This is a genomic window from Vibrio sp. 99K-1 (genome assembly GCF_013114585.1).
Taxonomy (GTDB): domain Bacteria; phylum Pseudomonadota; class Gammaproteobacteria; order Enterobacterales; family Vibrionaceae; genus Vibrio; species Vibrio chagasii_B.
Genome location: NZ_VTXF01000050.1, coordinates 28,128 through 48,372, shown reverse-complemented (window position 1 = coordinate 48,372; position 20,245 = coordinate 28,128). Strand labels below are relative to the sequence as shown.

At 41.5% G+C, this 20,245-nt stretch carries 18 protein-coding genes, 1 tRNA gene and 6 pseudogenes; 8 read left to right on the top strand and 17 right to left on the bottom strand.

Annotated elements, in window-relative coordinates:
- Positions 1-278: 278 nt before the first annotated feature.
- Both F0228_RS25205 and F0228_RS25200 read right to left on the bottom strand, forming a co-directional pair.
- On the bottom strand, positions 279-884 hold the full coding sequence (locus F0228_RS25205) for an autotransporter outer membrane beta-barrel domain-containing protein (RefSeq protein ID WP_171763026.1): 606 nt from the start codon (positions 882-884) through the stop codon (positions 279-281).
- Positions 885-964: 80 nt separating this feature from the next.
- Positions 965-1,801, bottom strand: a complete 837-nt coding sequence (locus tag F0228_RS25200; RefSeq protein ID WP_171763028.1) for an IS5 family transposase — start codon at positions 1,799-1,801, stop codon at positions 965-967.
- A gap of 771 nt (positions 1,802-2,572) precedes the next feature.
- Here F0228_RS25200 and F0228_RS25920 point away from each other — a divergent pair.
- On the top strand, positions 2,573-2,869 hold the full coding sequence (locus F0228_RS25920; RefSeq protein ID WP_253820342.1) for a hypothetical protein: 297 nt from the start codon (positions 2,573-2,575) through the stop codon (positions 2,867-2,869).
- 363 nt (positions 2,870-3,232) lie between these two features.
- Here F0228_RS25920 and F0228_RS25190 read toward each other — a convergent pair whose 3' ends face one another.
- Positions 3,233-4,699, bottom strand: a complete 1,467-nt coding sequence (locus F0228_RS25190; RefSeq protein WP_171763025.1) for an EAL domain-containing protein — start codon at positions 4,697-4,699, stop codon at positions 3,233-3,235.
- A 546-nt stretch (positions 4,700-5,245) separates the two neighbouring features.
- On the opposite strand from F0228_RS25190, the pseudogene F0228_RS25185 reads away from it, so the two are divergent.
- A pseudogene (locus F0228_RS25185) lies at positions 5,246-5,374 on the top strand (IS5/IS1182 family transposase); the annotation flags it as partial.
- Positions 5,375-5,550: 176 nt separating this feature from the next.
- Here F0228_RS25185 and F0228_RS25180 read toward each other — a convergent pair.
- The 7 genes from F0228_RS25180 to F0228_RS25150 form a co-directional block, all read right to left on the bottom strand.
- Positions 5,551-5,997: a hypothetical protein gene (locus F0228_RS25180; RefSeq protein ID WP_145572202.1), complete on the bottom strand. Its 447-nt coding sequence runs from the start codon at positions 5,995-5,997 to the stop codon at positions 5,551-5,553.
- Between the two features lie 186 nt (positions 5,998-6,183).
- Positions 6,184-6,675: a transposase gene (locus F0228_RS26015; RefSeq protein WP_345775992.1), complete on the bottom strand. Its 492-nt coding sequence runs from the start codon at positions 6,673-6,675 to the stop codon at positions 6,184-6,186.
- A gap of 12 nt (positions 6,676-6,687) precedes the next feature.
- Positions 6,688-6,888 (bottom strand): hypothetical protein, encoded by a 201-nt coding sequence (locus F0228_RS25170; protein ID WP_171763024.1) that lies wholly within the window; start codon positions 6,886-6,888, stop codon positions 6,688-6,690.
- 57 nt (positions 6,889-6,945) lie between these two features.
- Positions 6,946-7,320: a hypothetical protein gene (locus F0228_RS25165; RefSeq protein WP_171763023.1), complete on the bottom strand. Its 375-nt coding sequence runs from the start codon at positions 7,318-7,320 to the stop codon at positions 6,946-6,948.
- A 52-nt stretch (positions 7,321-7,372) separates the two neighbouring features.
- On the bottom strand, positions 7,373-7,564 hold the full coding sequence (locus F0228_RS25160) for a hypothetical protein (RefSeq protein WP_171763022.1): 192 nt from the start codon (positions 7,562-7,564) through the stop codon (positions 7,373-7,375).
- A gap of 123 nt (positions 7,565-7,687) precedes the next feature.
- Complete coding sequence (locus F0228_RS25155; protein ID WP_171763021.1) at positions 7,688-7,996, bottom strand: helix-turn-helix domain-containing protein; 309 nt, start codon at positions 7,994-7,996, stop codon at positions 7,688-7,690.
- Positions 7,986-8,375, bottom strand: coding sequence for a type II toxin-antitoxin system RelE/ParE family toxin (locus F0228_RS25150; protein ID WP_171763020.1), 390 nt, complete (start codon positions 8,373-8,375; stop codon positions 7,986-7,988). Before F0228_RS25150 ends, F0228_RS25155 begins: the two co-directional genes overlap by 11 nt.
- Positions 8,376-8,793: 418 nt before the next feature.
- Here F0228_RS25150 and F0228_RS25145 point away from each other — a divergent pair.
- The 3 genes and pseudogenes from F0228_RS25145 to F0228_RS25135 form a co-directional block, all read left to right on the top strand.
- Positions 8,794-9,681 (top strand): annotated as a pseudogene (locus F0228_RS25145) (IS3 family transposase); the annotation flags it as partial.
- Between the two features lie 389 nt (positions 9,682-10,070).
- Positions 10,071-10,361: a hypothetical protein gene (locus F0228_RS25140; protein ID WP_171763019.1), complete on the top strand. Its 291-nt coding sequence runs from the start codon at positions 10,071-10,073 to the stop codon at positions 10,359-10,361.
- Positions 10,362-10,636: 275 nt separating this feature from the next.
- Positions 10,637-10,918, top strand: a complete 282-nt coding sequence (locus tag F0228_RS25135) for a hypothetical protein (RefSeq protein ID WP_171763018.1) — start codon at positions 10,637-10,639, stop codon at positions 10,916-10,918.
- Between the two features lie 138 nt (positions 10,919-11,056).
- Here the strand turns inward: F0228_RS25135 and F0228_RS25130 are convergent, their stop codons facing one another.
- On the bottom strand, positions 11,057-11,200 hold the full coding sequence (locus F0228_RS25130) for a hypothetical protein (protein ID WP_171763017.1): 144 nt from the start codon (positions 11,198-11,200) through the stop codon (positions 11,057-11,059).
- Between the two features lie 8 nt (positions 11,201-11,208).
- Positions 11,209-11,709: pseudogene (locus F0228_RS25125) on the bottom strand (IS6 family transposase); the annotation flags it as partial.
- A gap of 272 nt (positions 11,710-11,981) precedes the next feature.
- Here F0228_RS25125 and F0228_RS25120 point away from each other — a divergent pair.
- Positions 11,982-12,386 carry a hypothetical protein gene (locus F0228_RS25120; RefSeq protein ID WP_171763016.1) on the top strand — a complete coding sequence of 135 codons (405 nt, stop codon included), beginning with the start codon at positions 11,982-11,984 and terminating at the stop codon, positions 12,384-12,386.
- Positions 12,387-12,443: 57 nt separating this feature from the next.
- Here the strand turns inward: F0228_RS25120 and F0228_RS25115 are convergent, their stop codons facing one another.
- The 3 genes and pseudogenes from F0228_RS25115 to F0228_RS25105 all read right to left on the bottom strand — a co-directional run bounded on the left by F0228_RS25115 (position 12,444) and on the right by F0228_RS25105 (position 14,495).
- A complete protein-coding gene (locus tag F0228_RS25115) occupies positions 12,444-13,205 on the bottom strand; it encodes an IS5 family transposase (protein ID WP_171763015.1) in 762 nt (253 codons plus the stop codon).
- Positions 13,206-13,729: 524 nt separating this feature from the next.
- Positions 13,730-13,879 (bottom strand): annotated as a pseudogene (locus F0228_RS25110) (ISL3 family transposase); the annotation flags it as partial.
- 49 nt (positions 13,880-13,928) lie between these two features.
- Positions 13,929-14,495 carry a recombinase family protein gene (locus F0228_RS25105; RefSeq protein WP_171763014.1) on the bottom strand — a complete coding sequence of 189 codons (567 nt, stop codon included), beginning with the start codon at positions 14,493-14,495 and terminating at the stop codon, positions 13,929-13,931.
- Between the two features lie 179 nt (positions 14,496-14,674).
- On the opposite strand from F0228_RS25105, the gene F0228_RS25100 reads away from it, so the two are divergent.
- Complete coding sequence (locus F0228_RS25100) at positions 14,675-17,767, top strand: Tn3 family transposase (protein ID WP_171763013.1); 3,093 nt, start codon at positions 14,675-14,677, stop codon at positions 17,765-17,767.
- 175 nt (positions 17,768-17,942) lie between these two features.
- Here F0228_RS25100 and F0228_RS25095 read toward each other — a convergent pair.
- A pseudogene (locus tag F0228_RS25095) lies at positions 17,943-18,700 on the bottom strand (IS5 family transposase).
- Positions 18,701-19,021: 321 nt separating this feature from the next.
- Positions 19,022-19,097, bottom strand: a tRNA-Leu gene (locus F0228_RS25090).
- A 353-nt stretch (positions 19,098-19,450) separates the two neighbouring features.
- Between F0228_RS25090 and F0228_RS25085 the strand changes: the two are divergent.
- Positions 19,451-20,166: pseudogene (locus F0228_RS25085) on the top strand (IS5 family transposase).
- Positions 20,167-20,245: the final 79 nt, after the last annotated feature.

Below are 20,245 nucleotides of genomic sequence, written 5' to 3'. Positions count from 1 at the left end.
TTGTAAGGCATGATTTTTTAACTGGAAACGAAGATAGATGGCTATGATAAAGTAAGGCACGCTCAAATCAAAATTGATGATTTAATGAGCGCGTCAACAAAGCCATGATAAAACCCATATATCGACACTTGTATAGCTGCATCAACCGCCATTAAAGGCAAATGCTAAACATATATCGCCTTTGAGCTAGGAGCACATTGCATTAACTGGTGAGTACCGTTGGCCAAATCCTTAACGTAGGGTAATTTACTAATTCCCTGTCTACCCTTTAACTGAGATCAGAAGTGATATTGGATATTTGTTATTAATGCAACATCATCTTCTATTTTTACAGTTCTATAAACATAATTATTTGAAAGATTTTGTTGTTCATGGGTAGTTAAAGAAATTTCACCTCCTAGACTCCAGTTTTTTGCAAATTTATAGTCTATACCTGTTTGTACACCTCCGATCGTGCCGTGTATATCATTTAAGTCGTTATCAAAGGCAAATTCATAGCCCATATGCACCCCAGTAGTCCAGCTCAACTTTTCAAAGAGTGGTAAAATATAATCGTAATTTATAGAGATAACACCGAGATCGACTCCTTCAGGAGCATCGTCCGGTTTGATATCATCGTAAACAAAACTCATTTTTATACGGTGGTTATTATTTATAATTACACCAGAATTAAGACCGACGATAGGTTGAGCTCTTAAATCGTAGCTGGAAGTCTCAACCCCCTCATAACTTCCTGTTAAATATTGTCTTTGCTGTTCTAATTTCCCACTAATTCGAGTTCCAACGTCAAGTCCAACAAAGTAATTATAATTGTCAGATGCATTGGCGATAAATGGTGTGCTAACAATCAGAGCTACCAGATTGTTTACTAGTATATTTCTCATAATTTTCTCTTTTGATAAATTTAACCGGCATTGTTGCTCAAATCAGCTTGAGGTTCAACGACGCCATATTTGACTAATAGTTAGCTTCTAACAGGCATACCTAGTCCTATGACTTTGTTTATAGCTTTGACATTCGCCATGACTTCTCCCACTTGAACGTTGTAACATCTCAAGCTCAATTTACCGCTAGTTAGTCCTTTATATCGAGACATTGCAGTCTCAGATATTGAGCGATAGTGGTAACCAGACTCAGATTTCCACTCCGTTATTGTTCCGTTTTCAAGAGCCTCTACAGCTTCATTTCTGGGATGCCCACCTTCCCAAAGAGCCGCATTCTTTCGAGGTGGTATCAACGGAGTACAGCCCTTATTTTTCAGAGTCTCATGGCAACTTTTTGTGTCATATGCTCCATCAGCAGATACTGTATGGATCTTTCTACGTAAAGGGTTGAGTAATGTTGGCAGCACTTCGTTATCGCCAAAACTTACAAAACTGACTTCTGCACGAATAACCTCATGAGTTTCTACATCAACAGCTAAGTGCAGTTTGCGCCAAGTTCTGCGTTTTTCGGCACCATGCTTTTTCACTTTCCATTCACCCTCGCCAAAAACTTTGAGACCAGTCGAGTCAATGGCTATATGGCGAATATCTCCTTTGGATTTATTGCGATATTTGACCTGAACTGTCTTCGAGCGTTTGCTGATACAGGTGTAGTCAGGGGACGTCAGTGGAACATCCAATAGCTCAAAGATAGAATCAATAAAGCCTTGAAGAGCACGTAATGGCAGAGAGAAGATCCCCTTAATCATCAAAGCAGTTTCAATCGCGGTATCAGAATATTGGAAACCTCTACCACGCTTGCACAGAGCCTTATTGTATTCCGCCCAGTTAGTTATCTTCTTTTCCGCTTTACCTATGTCACCACCGTTCTAACTACCATAAAGGATCACAGGACTTGGAAAAGGTTCAACTGATTTAAGCAACAACGCCAATTTAACCTGTAAAAACAACCGCTAAATCATATTTATAATAGACTACATCATCAACCCTGGCTTACCAGGAATATCAATTATAACCTTTTATTATCACAGAAGGCTTGAACACCCTATAGAGGTGCTTGTGGTTTTGTTGCGTAATTCGACGGAAATAAATAATGAAATTGCGATCTGATCAACCACGTCATCTAGCGATTACAATTGAGATCATGGTGAGGCGAATGTCAAGGTAAGGATGGCAAGAGTTGAGTGGCTTTGTTGACGCGCTAATTAAATCATCAATTTTGATTTGAGCGTGTCTTCCTTTAGCCTTGCCATATATCTTCATATCTAGCTCAATAACCATGCCTTACAAATACAACGAATCCAGACGTCATAATTTCAAAAAGCCCACCTATCGGCAAAGCAATTATGCCGAATACAACCTAAGTCTGCGTGATCGGGGGGCGCATTGATATCTGGTTACCCGACGACATTATAGAGAACTGACAAACTGAGCAATGCACTTACGATGGCACTGGGTCATCACCAAAATATCCAACAGCACACTCATGGCATGCCATTATTTGAGACTCGTATTCAAACAACCTCTCTGGTAGATTCAAGGCTTTATCGATAGTCTTCTCAAGGATATGAGCGACACAAACTTCTCCTGTCCTGACTTTTCGTGTCTATCAAAGCGTCTCTGCAAGCTTGAACTTAAGACGCCAACATTCAAAAAAAGACAAACCTGATGAAGGTTTAGCTGCGATAGCCATTGACTCCACTGGCCTTAAAGAATTTGGTAAGGATGAATGGCATCAGGGAAAACATGAGATTAACGCAAAGCGCACTTTGCTGTCGGTGATGAGCATATTATTCGTGTTATGTGGGCAAGTTGATGTGGACGTTGACCATATTTCAGCAGATAAAATGTACGATACCGATGACGTCTATGACGCATTAACGAGCGAATTCCCAGAGACTGACATAGCCATTCCTCCCAAATAAAACCTGTATGCTGACGACGCCCATAACCGAAAAGGATGAGTAATTTTGTGGCGTACTCTTCCTTAGGTCCCATGTGCTGGCAAAAGACAAAGCAGTATGGAAAACGGAATGTCTCAGAGAATACGATGCACCGTTACAAAACAATTGTTGGCCCCAAATTACACAGTAGAGACTTTAATAATCAACAACAGGAAATGATTCTAGCGGCATCAATATTAAATCGATTTACGCAGTTTGGTATGCCCGAGAGCTATCGAGCTGCCTAATGACATCAAAAGGCAGGGTGGGTTGAGTACGGAAACAAAGCCGATTCGAAGTACTCATAAGGCTGACAATCGTTAGCCTTCACGGTTTCGATAAAACTTAATTAACGAGTTCTGTGGTGGACAGTTTGTTCAAAAATGCCTTTTGATTTAATGGCTTCGAATAGTAATAGCCCTGATGTAGAAACACGCCCTTTTTCCGTAAGTAATCTGCTTGTTCTTCATACTCGACGCCTTCAGCTATCATGGTTATATTCGCAGTGTGTCCAAATTCTATGATGCCGTCTAAGACGTTAATCTTGATGTTATTTGACATAATTGTGTCAACAAACATTTTGTCAATTTTTAAAATATCAAAACCTAATTCTTGTATGTATGAGAAACTTCCATAGCCTGTCCCCGCGTCGTCAAGCTCGAAAAGAACACCGAGCTGGGATAACTTCTGCATTACTAATCGTGCTTTTTTGGGATCTTGAAATGGTTCCCTTTCTGTGATTTCAAAGGCGAGTTTAAATGGAGGAGACGGATGACAAAAATCCAGCAGCTCTTGCACAAATTCAGGACGCTCTAGTTGAGAAGGCGTGAGATTAAAACTAAAGATAATTTCCTGACATATCGTGTTATTTTCTTTTACCATTATCCGTGTTTGATTAAGTAAGGAGACGGTAATTAAATCGATGTATCCCGTTGATTCCGCCAACGGAATAAATACGTTGGGCATCATAATCCCCTGTCCGTGTGTCCAACGTGCAAGTACTTCACAGTGTTGTCTTTTATTGTCTCTTGAATCCACAATTAACTGAAAATGCGGTACGATTTCGTGATTATGGATGGCTAGCTTTAGGCGGTTTTGGGGCGACTGATGTTGGTTTTTCCTCCAAATCACAATATAACTAAGGACGAATATATAGAAACAGATGGAAACCACACTTAAAATGAAGGCATGTTTAGCATAAAAGTTGTGGATGGTCTTGATGTTGAACTTGAACGAAACAGGGATGTCCCCTAGGTAAAAACCCACCGGATGACCAGGTTGCTTTCCAATGCTGACCGATGCGCAATTTTGGCAGTCATGAGCACTAAAATACAGAGTCCATGGCTCTAATAATGAGAACCAACGTTTGTCACCGATTTTTTTCGTCAACATTAGCTGTGAGCGACCATCAAGCAGTGATATTACGTCTAACTCTATGTCTTCTTCGTAAATGTATCGATTCAGAATATTAGGTTTTTCAATTATCACATGGCTGTAACCAGGTCGGCTGGTACACGCCTGACGGTTATCCTCTAACCAGCCAATTAGTCGAGAGTTCAAGTCAAAGAACTCTTCGTCTCTTAGTCTAACTATGGCATCTTTATCGCAAACACTTAAATCAGACGATAAAGTGATGATTCGCTGTGAGGTGTCGTTAAGCTGCTGTTGAAATCCTTTGTGAAACGCGCTCTGAAAGTTCTGTTTAAACAACGTAGAATATGTGTAGAGTGTAACCTCAAATGAGGTTACACCAATAACTATTACGCCCCCTAAGGTAAGTAATACTTTTCTTTTTGAAATGCCTGATATCATTAATATTAGTCCTTAACTTGTGACACTGTTGTATAATTAATAGCTCTTTTCTGACGAAATTCCAAATTGTTAGTGTTCTTAGTTGCGCTCGTGTTTTTACTGCTGCCCCCCCTTGCTATATGGACTTTCTAATCTGAAAGGAAGTGGTGATGCGCCACTCTGTGATTGATACATAAAAAAGCGTAAAGCCGTGCGCTCCATTACGGTTTAGGATGTGTTGAAACACCGTCACGAGGTTGGTGTTTGCTTTTTTATTCCTTAGGATCTTTGATGTCTAGGGGCGCTCGAACAAAGCCCCTAAGTTTTTTAATGTCTGTTTTCAGTCAGTACAGCTGCTTATGCAGCTGACTAATGGCGAAAGTGGGCTTTGTTACGTAAATTTAATACAACCAAATCAATAATCTACGATCTGTTCAGCTACATTCACTCCCTCCCTCTCGTAGCCCTATTCCTAAACCTCGTTACAAAACAACCAACTGGAAGCAATACAACCAATCACTCATTAACCGTGGTTCTCTGACCTTTTGGATTGAATGAGTCGATTTTAAAGAGTTGCTAGGAGGACGATTGAGCTTAAGAAATTACAATGCACAGGTGGGTGAAACTTACGCGATGATAAAAGTGCTGAACAAGCTTACTGGGCTTGGTGTGCCTGAAACTTGCCGCTTTGATTAAAAAGCAAACTAAGCGAAGCATGATCGTATCTAAAATAAATTACGGAACAAAGCATCAGTACGTCTAAAAGCTCATGCAAGGTTTTCTCCTTATCCTCACATCTAATCCCTTTAAAGGCTTTGAATCGGTGACCCACGAATTATCTTTATCTGGATTATCAACCTCACCACTCAAGGTTAACGCGGTAATACCTCCAGCACCTGCGGAGCACTCTGCACACCTCTAAAGTTGGCGTATACCGTGACTGAACCTTCCTTTCGAGCAAAACCTGTTCGCTCTTTTTCTGAAATGTACAAGATCTCCGGATCCGTGGATACAAACGTGATCTCAGATAGGGCTGAAATGTTCACACTGGATGGTTGGCTATGTGTGGTAATCTCTTGTGAGTCATCAAACAAAGCTTCCGTTTCAGCGAACACCTCAAACGTGACGGTGCTATTCACAGGTAAAGTGTTGCTGTTGACGGTGACGAGTAAGCTGCGGATCTGAAACGAACGTGTTTTCACCTCCACGTTACCGAGGTCGACCTCTTTGTGCTGGGTCTTGTCTTTACAACCGACCAATAACATACCGCTGATGAGTAACGTACTTATCCATTTTATGGTAGTTCTGTATTTTTTCATCCTTAATATCCTTACGACATTTTAACGTACTACGAGGAATATATACATTATGGTCTTAAATTAATAATGATAAGGTAGTTATACCGTAAGCGTCCCTAAATCGACTCATTGACTTTCTAATATCTCCGCAGATACCGCCAACTAAGGCTGTATCTGTCATTCTGAACGCTATTCGGGGAGGGTGGACTATTCCGTTTTTGGCATGTTCCAAGGTAGAAGATGACCATGATCATCCTCACTATTCAGTTTCGGGATTTCTCGTATCACGAACTCGAGGTACTCATACGGCTCGCAGTCGTTAGCCTTCGCGGTTTCGATAAGACTGTACAGCACGGCACTGGCGCGTGCTCCATTATGAGTATTAGAGAACAACCAGTTGTTCCGTCCTACCGTGAACGGACGTACTGAACGTTCCGCTCGGTTATTATCCATGCTTAACCGGCCATCATCGATAACTCTTACTAGCTTCGACCATTGATTGAGGCTGTAGCTAATCGCCCCACCCAATTTACTTTTAGGGGGCACCTGAGTGACCGATTTATCTAACCACATCTTAAACTCATTGAGCAGAGACTGAGTCTTTGATTGGCGGGTAACATATCGCTCTTCCCTCGGCATATCTTTGAGTGCTTGTTCAACACGATAGAGCTTTTGGAACCAACCAACTGCCCACTGGATCTTTCCCCTGATTTATGAATTTAGAATTTTTTCGCATTCAGCATCAACGGCTGAATTAAAGCCTTTGTGCCATTCTTTGAAGTGAGGAATAGCAGAACCAACTACACCCGTTGTATTAGCCTGTAGCCACGCCATTAACACCGGATCATGTGCTGGCATGGTAATGCCTTTAGCGTGAGCTTCTTTGCCTAGTTCAAGTGGTGATTTGGTCATACAAATTCCTCTCTGTCGGTACAAAGGCGGCGAACCGCCCAATGATTAGTCAATTAGTTAGCGACCACTAAGGAAGCTATTAACCCGTTTAAATAAGCGCCTTTGTGCTCTCTCATAAGTGGTACTGGTAACAGTGGCTTCTTTTATTGCACGTTTCTCTTCCATCATTTTCGCCACTGCTGTATGTGAAGTCGGCTCATCAATACAAGATAGGTTCGCTCTTTGCATATAAAGAGCGTTAACTTTTGCTTTCTGCTCTCTCCACTCATTCAACTGCGGATAATAAACGTCTTGTCTATCACTAAATTCTGGAGTTCCTGATGCGTCCATCATCCATTGCGCCGTTTTCTCTAACTTAGAACCCAAGGAAGTAAGTTGCTCTTCCTCCGTTTTTAGTTGGCTAATAATTGGGTTGATAGTTGCGTCCGTCATAGTTACTTACCGTTGTTTGCCTAACCGATAAATAAATTATAAGCACAACTGTTTATTTTGTATTCTTTAAAATCACTTTCTTTGAAGTCGCTTTATAGATCTCACCAGTTTCCAAGTGAACACTGTGAGTCTTCTTCCAACGTGTAAGCTCTTGGGGAAGTATGTGAGGATTGTCCTTGATGAACTCAGCTTGTGCGCCTCTGTGCGTCCCGTATCGAGTTTCAATGTATTCAGCTAATGTCATTTCTATGTACTTACAATTAAATCAGCCTTAAATATAAACAAACGTGCTTATAAACACAACCGTTAATAAAAAACCACTTCGTAGTGAAGTGGTTTTTAAACTATCGCCATACGTGAATAACGACTATATAACTGCCGTTATACCTTTCTCATCAATGATATTCAAAAGACGCAATGCAGCCCCTTGAGGTTTAGTTTTACCTTGCTCCCACTTTTGAACGCTTTCGCTACTCATATTCAGCACAGTTGCTAAAACAGCTTGGCTTATATGCTCACGCTTTCTCAACTTCTGAATTCTGGCTGCGGTCATATCTTCACGCTTGGCACTCATAGCCAAGGCATCAATTTTACGCATGGTTAACTGATCAATTGAGCCGTTGGCATTAAAGCGCTTCGCCATTGCTTGCATTCTTTCTAAACGATCATCCATCATTTCTAACCTCTCTTAGCAGACCATCTAAGATGTTTTGTTCAATCTGTTCATCCGTTAAGCTACGGAAGCTTTCACCGAGTAACTTGTAGGTTTCCAATAACTTATCTGGTATTTCTTTACCTTTTTTTGGGACATCTTTCTTTCGCCAACCATCGATGAAGAACACCCTATTACCTTTTTGAATAGCTATAACACTTCGGTTTGACTCTCGTTTACCTTGACCTGGTGACGGAACACGCTTTTTATATAGCTTTCCACTTTGTAGCTCACCATCATGCAAACCATTGTTAAGCTCATTCGCCACCTTAACGATAATTTTATTATCTAATCTGGCTTTAATCATCAATTTTTCAAATTCGTCAGTGATATAAATCTTCACTATTTCCACCTCCAAAGTGTAGTAAAGAATACCATAGTTTCAATTTTGACAACAACTTCAAAATGCCATATCAGCAATAGCTAACATACTTACTGTATCTGTTTCGATTAGTCTTAAGGTTGTTTCAAGAGTGATCCGCACCAGCAGTTTTGGACACTGAGTTAAGTGAGTACAATCACTAATGAGGTGAACCATGACAAGCAAGAAGAAACGTATTATCCATTCTCCTGAATTTAAAGCAGAAACCCTGAAGCTGGCAGATAAAGTGGGGGGTCGCTGCAGCCGCAAGACAGCTCTCATTACATGAATCTCAGATCTACGGTTGGCGAAAAGCCACAAAGAAGAATTCTAATATTAGCCAACGAGAACAAGAGTTGGCCGTTGAAGTCGCTAAGCTAAAGAGGCAGTTGGCAGAGCAAGCAGAAGAGCTAGAAATCGTAAAAAAGGCCGCCACCTACTTCGCGAAAAATCTAAAGTAAATTGCTATGAATTTATGCTCGAACACCTGCTGAGTTTTAGTGTTACTCGCATGGCTAAGGAGTTCAGAGTTTCTCGAAGTGGGTTTTATTATTGGGTTGAGAATCGTCACAAGGCGATTCAACGCGAGGCAGCTCGCCAAAAGCTTTATACCAAGGTCAAAGAAGCCTTTGACGTTAGCAAAGAACGAGATGGCTCAAGACGTATTCAAAAGGAATTGGCTGAGAGCGGTGACAACCATAATGTTAAGACCATTGCTGCCAGTATGAAACGTCAGGATTTAGTAGCGAAAGCAGCACGCAAGTTTAAGTGTACAACGGACAGTAAGCATAAAATGCCCGTTGCTCCAAACTTGCTCGCTCAAGATTTTAACGCAACAGCTCCGAATCAAAAATGGGCAGGAGACATCACCTATGTTGCCACAAGCGAAGGCTGGCTGTACTTAGCTGTCATTATTGACCTCTATTCAAGACAAGTTATTGGTTGGTCTATGAATACGAGAATGACGGCCTCACTGGTCTGCGATGCCTTATCAATGGCTTTATTTCGCCGAGGTTTCCCTGAGCAGGTTATTACTCATAGCGATCGAGGTAGTCAGTACTGTTCGAAAGACTATCGAGACCTAATAAGCACTTATAATCTAAGGCAAAGTATGAGTAGGAAAGGAAATTGCTGGGATAATGCTTGTGTTGAGAGCTTCTTCCATTCTATGAAAGTTGAAGCAATCCAATACGAACCGATCATGACGAGAGAGCAAATGATGCTAGCGGCATCAATATTAAATCGATTAACGCAGCTTGGTATGCCCGAGAGCTACCGAGTCGCCTAGTGATATCAAAAGACAGGCCGGGTTGAGTACAGAAACAAAGCCGTAGAGCCACATATAGGGGTTTTGCGCCCATTTCGGTGAACAATCCAATATAAACCGCCAGACCTTTATTTATAAGGGCAGGCGGTTACGGCATATTTTCTTTCGTAGCCCTCTGAAATACGAACATATGACAACGTCGCCTGGTGTTCACAATTCTTGAAAAGTGAAGTTGCGGGACTTAGCACAAGCAGTAAGCTTGCGCTCATTGGAGGGTTTGATTCTTATTGGCACGCACTAAGTGCTGTTACGTTAAATCCAGATAAAATACAAACTCAATATTCATATAGTTTCACATTTAGTGTATCATTTAAAGAAAACCATTTTCTATAAAAATAAAAGCGATGAGCATGATTAAAACTTTAATATTCAGTCTATTAAGTGGGTTTTTACTTGGATCTTCTGTTGAGGTCGTAAAGGAATACTACGAGAGTGGTGCTCTGAAGAGTGTGTTTGAATACCGGAATGGAAAGCGAGAAGGTATAGGAAGAATCTACTACGAGAGTGGAAACCTTAAAAGGGAGTTTACTTATAAGAAAGGTAAGCTAGATGGGATTGGAAAAGTTTATTACGAAGACGGAACTGTTGATAGTGAATTTACTTATCAAAATGGTACGTTAAAAGCCTACACAAAAAAGTAAAACTACTTAGCTCAACAACTAGGTATGGCATTAATAAAAATAACAGCAAAGACAGGCACGCATGACTTTAGCGGTTTTCAACTCAATGAAAAAAGAAATGGTCACATAGTAAATGTGACATTTTAAAATTGTTGCAACAAGAGATTGGAAAAAGCCTCTAGCACAACGGGGATTACGTTAAATTAACGGCAATTATAATATAAAACTTTATATTATAATTGCTTAGTACTACATTTAAATCAAATTACTATTCATTCTTAACGAGTAAGTGAAATATGCGTATTTTTTTATATTTTTTTTCCCTATTTGTTTCCTCTCTATCATTTGCGGGTTTCACCCCCCTGCATGATAAGAAAACTGAATACATAGCTCTTGACACTTTAGAGGTACATTTAGTCGAAGAAGGATTGAAAAGAGAGGATGCAGAAATAGCTCTCGCATATATAGACGGAAGAACAAAGATTTTTTTCTTTTTAGTACGTGAGCATGGCGAAGATGGGGAAGAGCTGTATAGAATAAACTGCATCAAGGATAAATGCCGATTTAAGTATAATTAATCTACCGAGACAGATAGATCTAGGTGTTCAAAGGTAAGGAATCTCAATGATTCCTTACCTGAACAATCGCGGTTTAACTCACGTCAAAATGAATGCCTGACTGACCCAACTCCTGCTCTACAATCTAAACACGGGTATTTAATGAACGCCTTCAGGCTGTTTTGGCAATTTCAGATACACTAATCCTACGAAAACCCTAAATTGACCGTAAGCGTCTGCGAACCGACTCATTGACTTTTTAATATCAACACAGATACCGCCAACTAAGGCGGTATCTGTCATTAGAGGCTCTTCACTTGCCGCAGCTCGACATCCGCTCGCAGTCGTCCCTCCTTCTTCAAGCGAGCAATCACATTGGCGTATGAGGAATGTTTGTCGGTGTTTAATGTTTTAGGCTGATTGTCTACGTCGTAATATCTCAGGCGACGCCTAAGAAACTGATAAGTAGCTTCTTTATTACGTTTGTGGGAGAAATAGAAATCCAGCGTCTCGCCTTGTTTATTGATAGCACGGTAAAGGTAGTGCCATTTCCCCTGCACTTTTACATAGGTTTCATCGAGCTGCCACGAAGAGTCTGTCCGGATAAATTGATGGCGACGTAACTTCTTACGTAATGTCGGGCCATATTCAATGAACCAACGATAAATGGTCGAACGATTAACCGAGATCCCCCGTTCTGCCAGCATGTCACTGAGGTTTGCATAACTCATCGGGCTCGAACCAGACAAGCGAAGGCACCAAAGGATGATCTCAGGGGCAAAGTGTTTCCATTTGAATTCGGGGTTGGTCATTGAATCGCTGGATTCGATGGGAAAGAAATGATTCTGAGCCCTGGCCTGATTTTTTGCAACAACACCGTATAAAGCACTTAGCCTCCATAGGGCAATCAAGTGTTGCGTTTCATCTGGAGGACGGGGAACTGAGTTATATAGCCCGTAGCATAATCTCTAATTAATGTGATCTCTAGCCCAATCACTTAATATGCACTTGATTGGATCATATGTTGTGCATTAAAAATGAACAGCTTTTTTAGCGCATACTAATAACGTCAAGGCTTAACAATATGAAATTAAAACAAATTATCGCTTTCAGTGCTCTGCTCATGGCTTCATCAGCTTTTGCGAATACCTCAACCTACGTTTATTGTGGGCTGCCTGATGGCAGTGATTGGGATTGGCTATTAGATGGCAATAACAATTATGAGACCATTGAGGGGCGGTGGGCACGTATCAATCAAGCGAATGGCACATACTTCAAGGTATTTCGAGTAAGCGAGGCTCTGTTCGATTCTAAAGCGTTTAGCTGCCCTGGGGGTTACGTCCCTCAGCCAGCAGATAGTGGTACTTCTCGCTGGGAAATATTTGAAGTCATTAGAGCTGATGGCACCAGTTATTTTATTGATGGCTATAAAACCTACTACAACTCCGGTACGAACTCAGCTGCGGATAATTTCCAGTTAAGAGTTTAAAGGCCGTATAGTCTAAGTAAAGCTAGGGCGTGTTGATCTTTGTTGTACATTTCGTGTTCAACAATACATCGGTAGCCACATTAACATGAATGCCAGCGATAACATGCTGGCATAATCCCTTTCTAGCTTGTCATATCTACTTGAAATAGCTCGATAATGCTTAATTCTCCCAAAGGCATTTTCGACCAAGTGACGATACTTGTACAGACACCAATCCATACTATCTTTGTCTATATCTTGTCCGTAATTGCGTTTAGCAATTACCGTTTCTCCGCCACACTCCTTAACAAAAGTACGGAAAGGTTCGCTGTCATATCCTTTATCACAAACGATGGTATTAACTTCATCGAGTTGCTCAACTAAGCTTTCGGCATGCACTATATCGTGGCGTTGTCCCTCTGATAAATCAAAGCAAATCGGCAGGCCACCACTATCCACGGCTAAGTGAATTTTGGTTGAGTTGCCCCCGCGACTTTTGCCTATTTGCTCTGAGCTTTCAGTAGCTGCACCTGTACTATGCTGATGCGCTCTAACTATAGAGCCATCAAGAAATACCCATTCAAAATCAGCCATACTAGATAAGCTTTTGAAAATATTATCTAAAATCCCTTTCTTTGAGCAAAGATTAAATCGTCTGTAAACGGTACTCCACTCTCCGAACTCAGAGGGTAGATCCCTCCAAGGAATACCTGTTCTCATTCGATAAAGTATTCCTTCAAATGTCATTCGATGTTCAGTTTTATCGTAAATACGACTTGTATTTTTCATAACTTGGAGTAGCAGTTCCCAACGAATATCAGTTAGCATTGTTCTTGGCATGGTATTGGTTATGGTTTTACTTTTGGCGAAGCAAATTATAACTCTTTACCATGCTGTTCAAAAAAACACTCACGAAAGATCAACACGCCTTAGTAACTCTAGCATCGGAGGCTTCTTTTTCATTCACAATATGTAAAAGAACTGAGCTTGGATACGAAGGTACTGAAGGTTAAGCATTGATGCTTTACTAGGGTAAGCATGGCGGAACCTGTAAATTGTTACTTTTTGAATATCTATTCGAAACATACTTAATAGCAACTGAGATAAATGCTATTTTTCACCCAAAAAAGTAATATCAGGAGAGCTAATTAGAGTTTTATATCTAAGTAACTTTTGCCCAAAAATCAGTTAGTCTAGATTTTGTTCGATTGTAATTTAGCGACAATTGCCCTGTATAACTTAATTGCATATTCTTGGTTGTGAATAACTCTCTTGTTATTTAAGCCACTTACGTTTTACCACTTTCCCTACTCTTGGAAAGTGGTTTTTTTTAACTTTTCCATACCTGTAGGGCTCTTCTCCGCTTAGATGAGCTTGACAGAAGGGTATAACATTGAATTCACCTCAGGTACTGAAAGCTGTTTGATCTTCAGTTTGAAGTATTCGGTATCTCTGATCCCTCGTGCTCTTCTGCGCAACAATCCTATTGATACATTGCCAGCTTCGATTATGGCTATTTTTGCCCATCCCCCGATATGGTCTAATCACAGTATCTAGACGAAATTAAAGTGATAAATAACGATAGAATGTTGCTCGAGAAATAGACAAGGACTGACAGATAGCATCGATTGGGAGAGACTTTTTCTGATGCATTTCTTTCGCCATCTGAACTTTTGGATTGCTGTCACGAATCTTTGGTCTGCCCCCATTCCTTCCTCTGGCTCTAGCTGCCTTCAGTCCAGCATGTGTACGCTCCTGTATTAGGCGACGTTCAAATTGTGCCAGTGCACTGAATATATTGAACATCAACTCACCAGAAGCTGTGGTTGTGTCGATTGCACCATCCTGAATCGATTTAAAGCCAACGCCTTTTTCAATTAAGGATTCAATCAGGTTTATCAGATGTGACATCGAGCGGCCTAGCCGATCCAGTCGCCACACTATAAGTGTGTCTCCAGAAACCAGCGTTTCTAAGCACTCTTCCAGTCCAGGCCTAGACGCATTTGCTCCCGAAATCTTATCTGTAAATATTACTTCGACTTTACACCCTTCTTTTATCAGAGCATCAATCTGAAGATTCAGTTCTTGCTCATGGGTACTGACTCGCGCGTATCCAACTTTTCTGCTCATCGTCTCGTTTATTTGCATTTTAATGAGTTAATGTGATTATGATAGTAGAGATGTGTATATGAGACAACTAAGTACAGGTTTCTTGTACATAGTGATTCTCCGTTCATGCCTCTCAAAAAACGACCGTTTGTTGAGATGGATGAGAGTCCTTGATAATAAAGAAGGGTTAATAATTGTCTATGGCAGTGAATCCCAACCGACTGAACATTCTTACTCAATCTGAAATTCAGGATTATTTCGGTTTCCCTCGATTTACCCAGGAAGACCGAGAGTATTACTTCGATATGACCAACAGCGAAGTCAGCCTTATTGAAGAAAAGTGGCTGCTTAGCTCAAAGATATATTTCGTGCTTCAGCTCGGCTATTTTAAGGCCAAAAGAATGTTTTTTAGGTTTGATGCTGAAGAGGTGGTAAACGATACTTCCCACATTGTCGGCACATATTTCCCATATAGCATCGACCGTGATTTCAAAGTGCCAAGTAAACAAACTCGTATCAACCAGCAAAAAATTATTTGTAGGCATTTCAGTTTTCGTCGATACGACAAACAAACTGGCACTGAGCTAAAAGATGTTGCTGGGCGTATTGTTCGCCGATCTGCCAAACCTATTTTTATTTTACGGGAGCTGCTTGGCTTCCTGAATAAGCAGCACGTTGTGCCACCGGCGTACAGTACATTTCAGGATTTGATTGGTCGTTGCCTCTCTGAAGAGCGTCAACGGATCAGTAAACAGCTGATGCGAAGTATGGAACCTGAAATTGAAGAGGCGCTTTCCGCTATTCTGGCTGATGATTCTACTGGCTTGCACTGGGTCACTCAGCTTAAAAAGGAGCCCAGAGATTTCAGTTACAAAGAAGTACTCAGTGAGGCAACGCGAGTCAAGCAACTCAAACCACTGTATGACTTCGGTGTGCGCTGGTTGCCGACCATTGAGCTTTCTAATGAAAGCATCCGGTATTACGCTGCACTGGTAGAGTACTATTCCGTATACAAGCTTCGTCGCTTTGATACGCCGACTGCTTACTTTTACCTAATCAGCTATGCTTATCATCGCACCCATACGATCCATGATAATCTCATCGATGCTCTGATTTACAACGTGCGCCATTACGAAGAGCAAGCCAAGATGTATGCGCGAGACATCATCTACCGGCAAACCTCCCAGGCCAGCGAAGACATCAAGATGACGGGCAAAATTTTGGAGTTCTTCCTGAGTCCCGACATTGATGACCAGCTATCCTTTGGTGAAATTCGAGAACGCGCTTTCCAACTACTGGCGCGCGAGAAAATGGTGAATGTAACAACTTTTATTAATTCTGCCGGATTTGATGAGGAAGAGTACCAGTGGCAGCATTTGCAGTCATTGTCTGGCTCCAACAAGAAGAATGTACGGCAGATCGTCAGGGCCATTGATTTTAAAAGTAACGCCGAAGAAACCCCTTTAATCGAAGCTACTACCTTTCTTCAGACCAATTTTGAATTGGGCCGTGTCATACGACGAATATCCACATCCAAATTTCCAACGGGTTTCCTGACCAAGGCACTTAAAAAATATGTTTATGCAGATAGCACACCTGGCAGTCTCATTGCGGAACGCTACGAATTTGCTGTGTATAAACTGCTTCGCAAAGCGTTTGAGTCTGGAGATATATTTAATCATAAAACCAATAAATACCGCAGTTTTACCGACTATCTCATCCACGTAGAGCACTGGAACAAGCACAAGGAAATAATACTGACTGAGCTGGATCTCCCCATTTTAATGGCACCGATCGAACAAACCCTATGTGAACTTAAAAAGACACTGGAAGACAAAATACAACACGTGAACCAGCGTATTATGGCCAAGGAAAATAAGGATATTAAAATCACTGGCCAAGGTGAAAAAATAAAATGGACACTGCCATACCAGCGGGATGAGGAGGAGGACAATCACCAGTTTTACCAGTCAGTCCCTATAATTGGTATCGCCAGCCTGCTCAGTTATGTCCAGCGAAAAACCGGTTTACTTGATGGCTTTACTCATGTGCTGGATCGCTATGTCAAAGGCACCAAGGATGAGAAAACGGTTTTCGCTTGTATCGTTGCGCTGGGTACCAACATGAGTCTGGGCCGGATGGGGGATATCTCTGATGTGGATACCCAGGAGCTACAAACCACTTACCGGAATTTCTTCCGCCTGGAAACACTGAAAGAAACCAATGATCTGATTGCCAATGCCACCGCGAAACTTCCCATATTCCGGCACTATGACATTGAAGCTGATGTGTTGCACTCGAGCAGCGATGGTCAGCGATTTGAAACTCAACGAAATACTTTCAACGCCCGACATGCCTCAAAATACTTTGGCTTGAAGAAAGGTATCTCAGCGCTAACCCTGATTGGAAACCATGTACCGATCAATGCGAAGGTGATTGGCACGCATGAACATGAAAGCTACTTTGTATTTGATCTGCTCTATAACAACACCACCGATATTGACCCTGATCGTCACTCGGTCGATACCCACGGCACAAATCAGATTAACTTTTGGATCCTTCATGCCTTTGGTTACCAGTTTGCCCCCCGATACCGCAATTTTTCATCTAAGACTGATAGTATCGTGGGCTTTCAATCTCCAGCGAACTATGACGATGAGTTTTTGGTCAAACCTGGTCGAAAAGTCAATGAAGAGCTTATTATCGAGGAGTGGTCCAATATCCAGCACATCATGGCGTCACTGGGACAGAAAGAAACTACGCAGTCTGCCATCGTGAGAAAGCTCAGTTCATACGCAAGGCAAAACCGAACCAAGAAAGCTCTATGGGAACTCGATAATATCTATCGCAGTATATACTTACTGGATTATCTGGATGACCGCCTGCTTCGTAAACATGTGACTAAAGCGCTAAACCGGGGTGAGGCTTACCACCGACTGAAGAAAGCTATTGCCCATGTAAACGGTGGTAAGTTGCGAGTGAAAAGCGAAATTGAACAACACATCCTGCATGAATGTACGCGTCTGATCGCCAACGCAATTATTTATTTTAATGCGGAATTGCTCTCTGGGCTGATAACCGGTGAGTCACCTGATTCAATACTTACGCCTGAGCAAATCAAGAAAATATCACCAGTCGCCTGGCAACATATTAATTTTTATGGTCGATTTGAATTCAGCGATCTGGGGGCATCATTCAATGTGGATGAATTTATGCAGACAGTTGACTTCAATAAATTAGCCGCGGCACTCAAATCGGCAAACATCAGTACAAATGATGAAAATTTGGCCTAGGAGAGAGAAGAGTTTACAACAATAGCAGGTTAGTAGAATGCAAAGCTGGTTGTTGCGTTGGACATTGAATATGTGATTGACATCATATTAGACCATTTCGGGGGATGGGCAAAAATGGCCAGACCGGTATGCTTAAATGATTTTAGAGAAAGATCCAACCCGTTTCGCTTATTTCTTAGTCAACACGACAAGTTTCAGGCATACCTAACCCAGTAAGCTTGTTCAACGCTTTTATCATCGCGTAAGTTTCACCCACCTGTGCATTGTAATTTCTTAAGCTCAGTTTCCCTCCTAGCAACTGTTTAACTCGATACATCGCTGTTTCTGAGAGTGAACGTTTGTGGTATCCATACCGCTTTTTCCAATACTTATTTGAGCCGTATAATTTCTGGCAACCCACGGCGGGATTTCGAGGGTGACCACGCTCCCAGAAGGCTGCCCCTTCTCTTGGGGGAATAAGCGCAATAGCCCCCTTAATCTTAATAGAAGCGTGACACACTCTCGTGTCGTAAGCGCCATCACCAGACACCTTAAGGATACTTCGCCGTGTTTGTTTCAGTAAGTTTGGGAGGGCTTCTCCATCTGTAACTGTTGATAAACTTAGCTCGGCGGCAATGACCTCATGAGTGCTTGTATCGACGGCAATATGAAGTTTTCGCCAGACTCTACGCTTGCCATCCGTCCCGTGCTTTTTGACTTTCTGTTCACCTTCGCCATAAACCTTAAGGCCAGTAGCATCAATGACTAGGTGCTGTATCGCTCCTCTCGTTTTAGTCTTAAATGAGACCTCAACTTGCTTGGCTCCTTATTCTGTTTGCTTTGCGCCCACCCGCTAATCGCCTCTTGATCAATCCAAAAGGTCAGAGAGCCACAGTTAATTAGTGATTGGTTGTATTGCTTCCAGTTGGGTGTTGTGTAACGAGGTTTAGGCACAGGGCTACGAGAGGGAGTGAATGTAGCAGATCAGATCGTAGGTTCTTGATTTAGTTCCATTGAATTACGCAACAAAGCCACAATAAGAATAGATACAGTAGGGTGGTGCAACACCTCCACTGCTCCCATTTTCATTGTCCCAATAGACTGTATCGCCTTTGATCAACAACGCCCTTCAAGTATGGAAAATCACTTAGTGTGGTATTCAGAATTGATGGTGTGGGGTAATAAATTTTTTGAGTAATCATTGACGGATATAACTTTTCTCAAACGCTATACATTATTGCTCTAACTTAGGGTTTGAGAAGATATAAAGAAGATTGGTTGGCGTGATTGGAATCGAACACAATGACCTCTGTTAAGTTGGAACAGCGCTCTACCACTGAGCTACACGCCTTCTATGAGCATATTTATACACATATAATGAATGCCTGTAAAGAGATTTGTTGCATATTGCTGATATAAACAATCGGACAGGTTAAAAACACTCTTCAATCGTTTATTGTTCTACTTCCTCTTAAATTGAAACAACTTAAAGCTAATCAGGTTGGAATTATTCAATTTTCATGTAAAACGATAGGTATACACTTCATCAGGTCGGGATTCCACTTTGAATAAATATTAGCCAAAGATTATTTTTGAGCGATATTCACCAGACCAACCTGACTTTCTACGTTTGGCAGCCAAGCTATCCTTGTCACTCTCATCCTGCTTTATCGTGTTCAATGTAGCACTATTAAATGCCACTAAGTGGGCAGCTGGAAGCAATACAACCAATCACTAATTAACTGTGGCTCTCTGACCTTTTGGATTGATCAAGAGGCGATTAGCGGGTGGGCGCAAAGCAAACAGAATAAGCGCGGGAGGCCACGTCGGTTCAGTGATTTAGCTATCACGACAGCACTCATGGTGAAACGAGTTTTTCCATGCCATTGAGAGCGCTGCAACGATTTATCGACTCGATATTTAGATTAGCTCATGTACCGTTAATTTGTCCGCATTACACCTGCATCAGTGGTAGAGCCAAGCAAGTTGAGGTCTCATTTTAGACTAAAACGAGAGGAGCGGTACAGCACCTAGTCATTGATGCTACTGGCCTTAAGGTTTATGGCGAAGGTGAATGGAAAGTCAAAAAACACGGGACGGATGGCAAGCGTAGAGTCTGGCGAAAGCTTCATATTGCCGTCGATACAAGCACTCATGAGATCATTGCCGCCGAGTTAATTTTATCAACGGTTACAGATGGAGAAGTATTCCCTAACTTACTGAAACAAACACATACGGCTCAAATAAGTATTGGAAAGGGAGATATGGATACCACAAACGTTCACTCTCAGAAACACCGATGTATCGAGTTAAACAGTTGCTAGGAGGGCAACTGAGCTTAAAAAATTACAATGCACAGATGGGTGAAACTTACGCGATATACTGGGTTAGGTATGCCTGAAGCTTGTTGTATTAACTAAGAAACACACGAAACGGGGTAGCTCTATCTCTAAATTTAATAGCGCAACAAAACCACACAAACCAACTAATTTTAAGTCA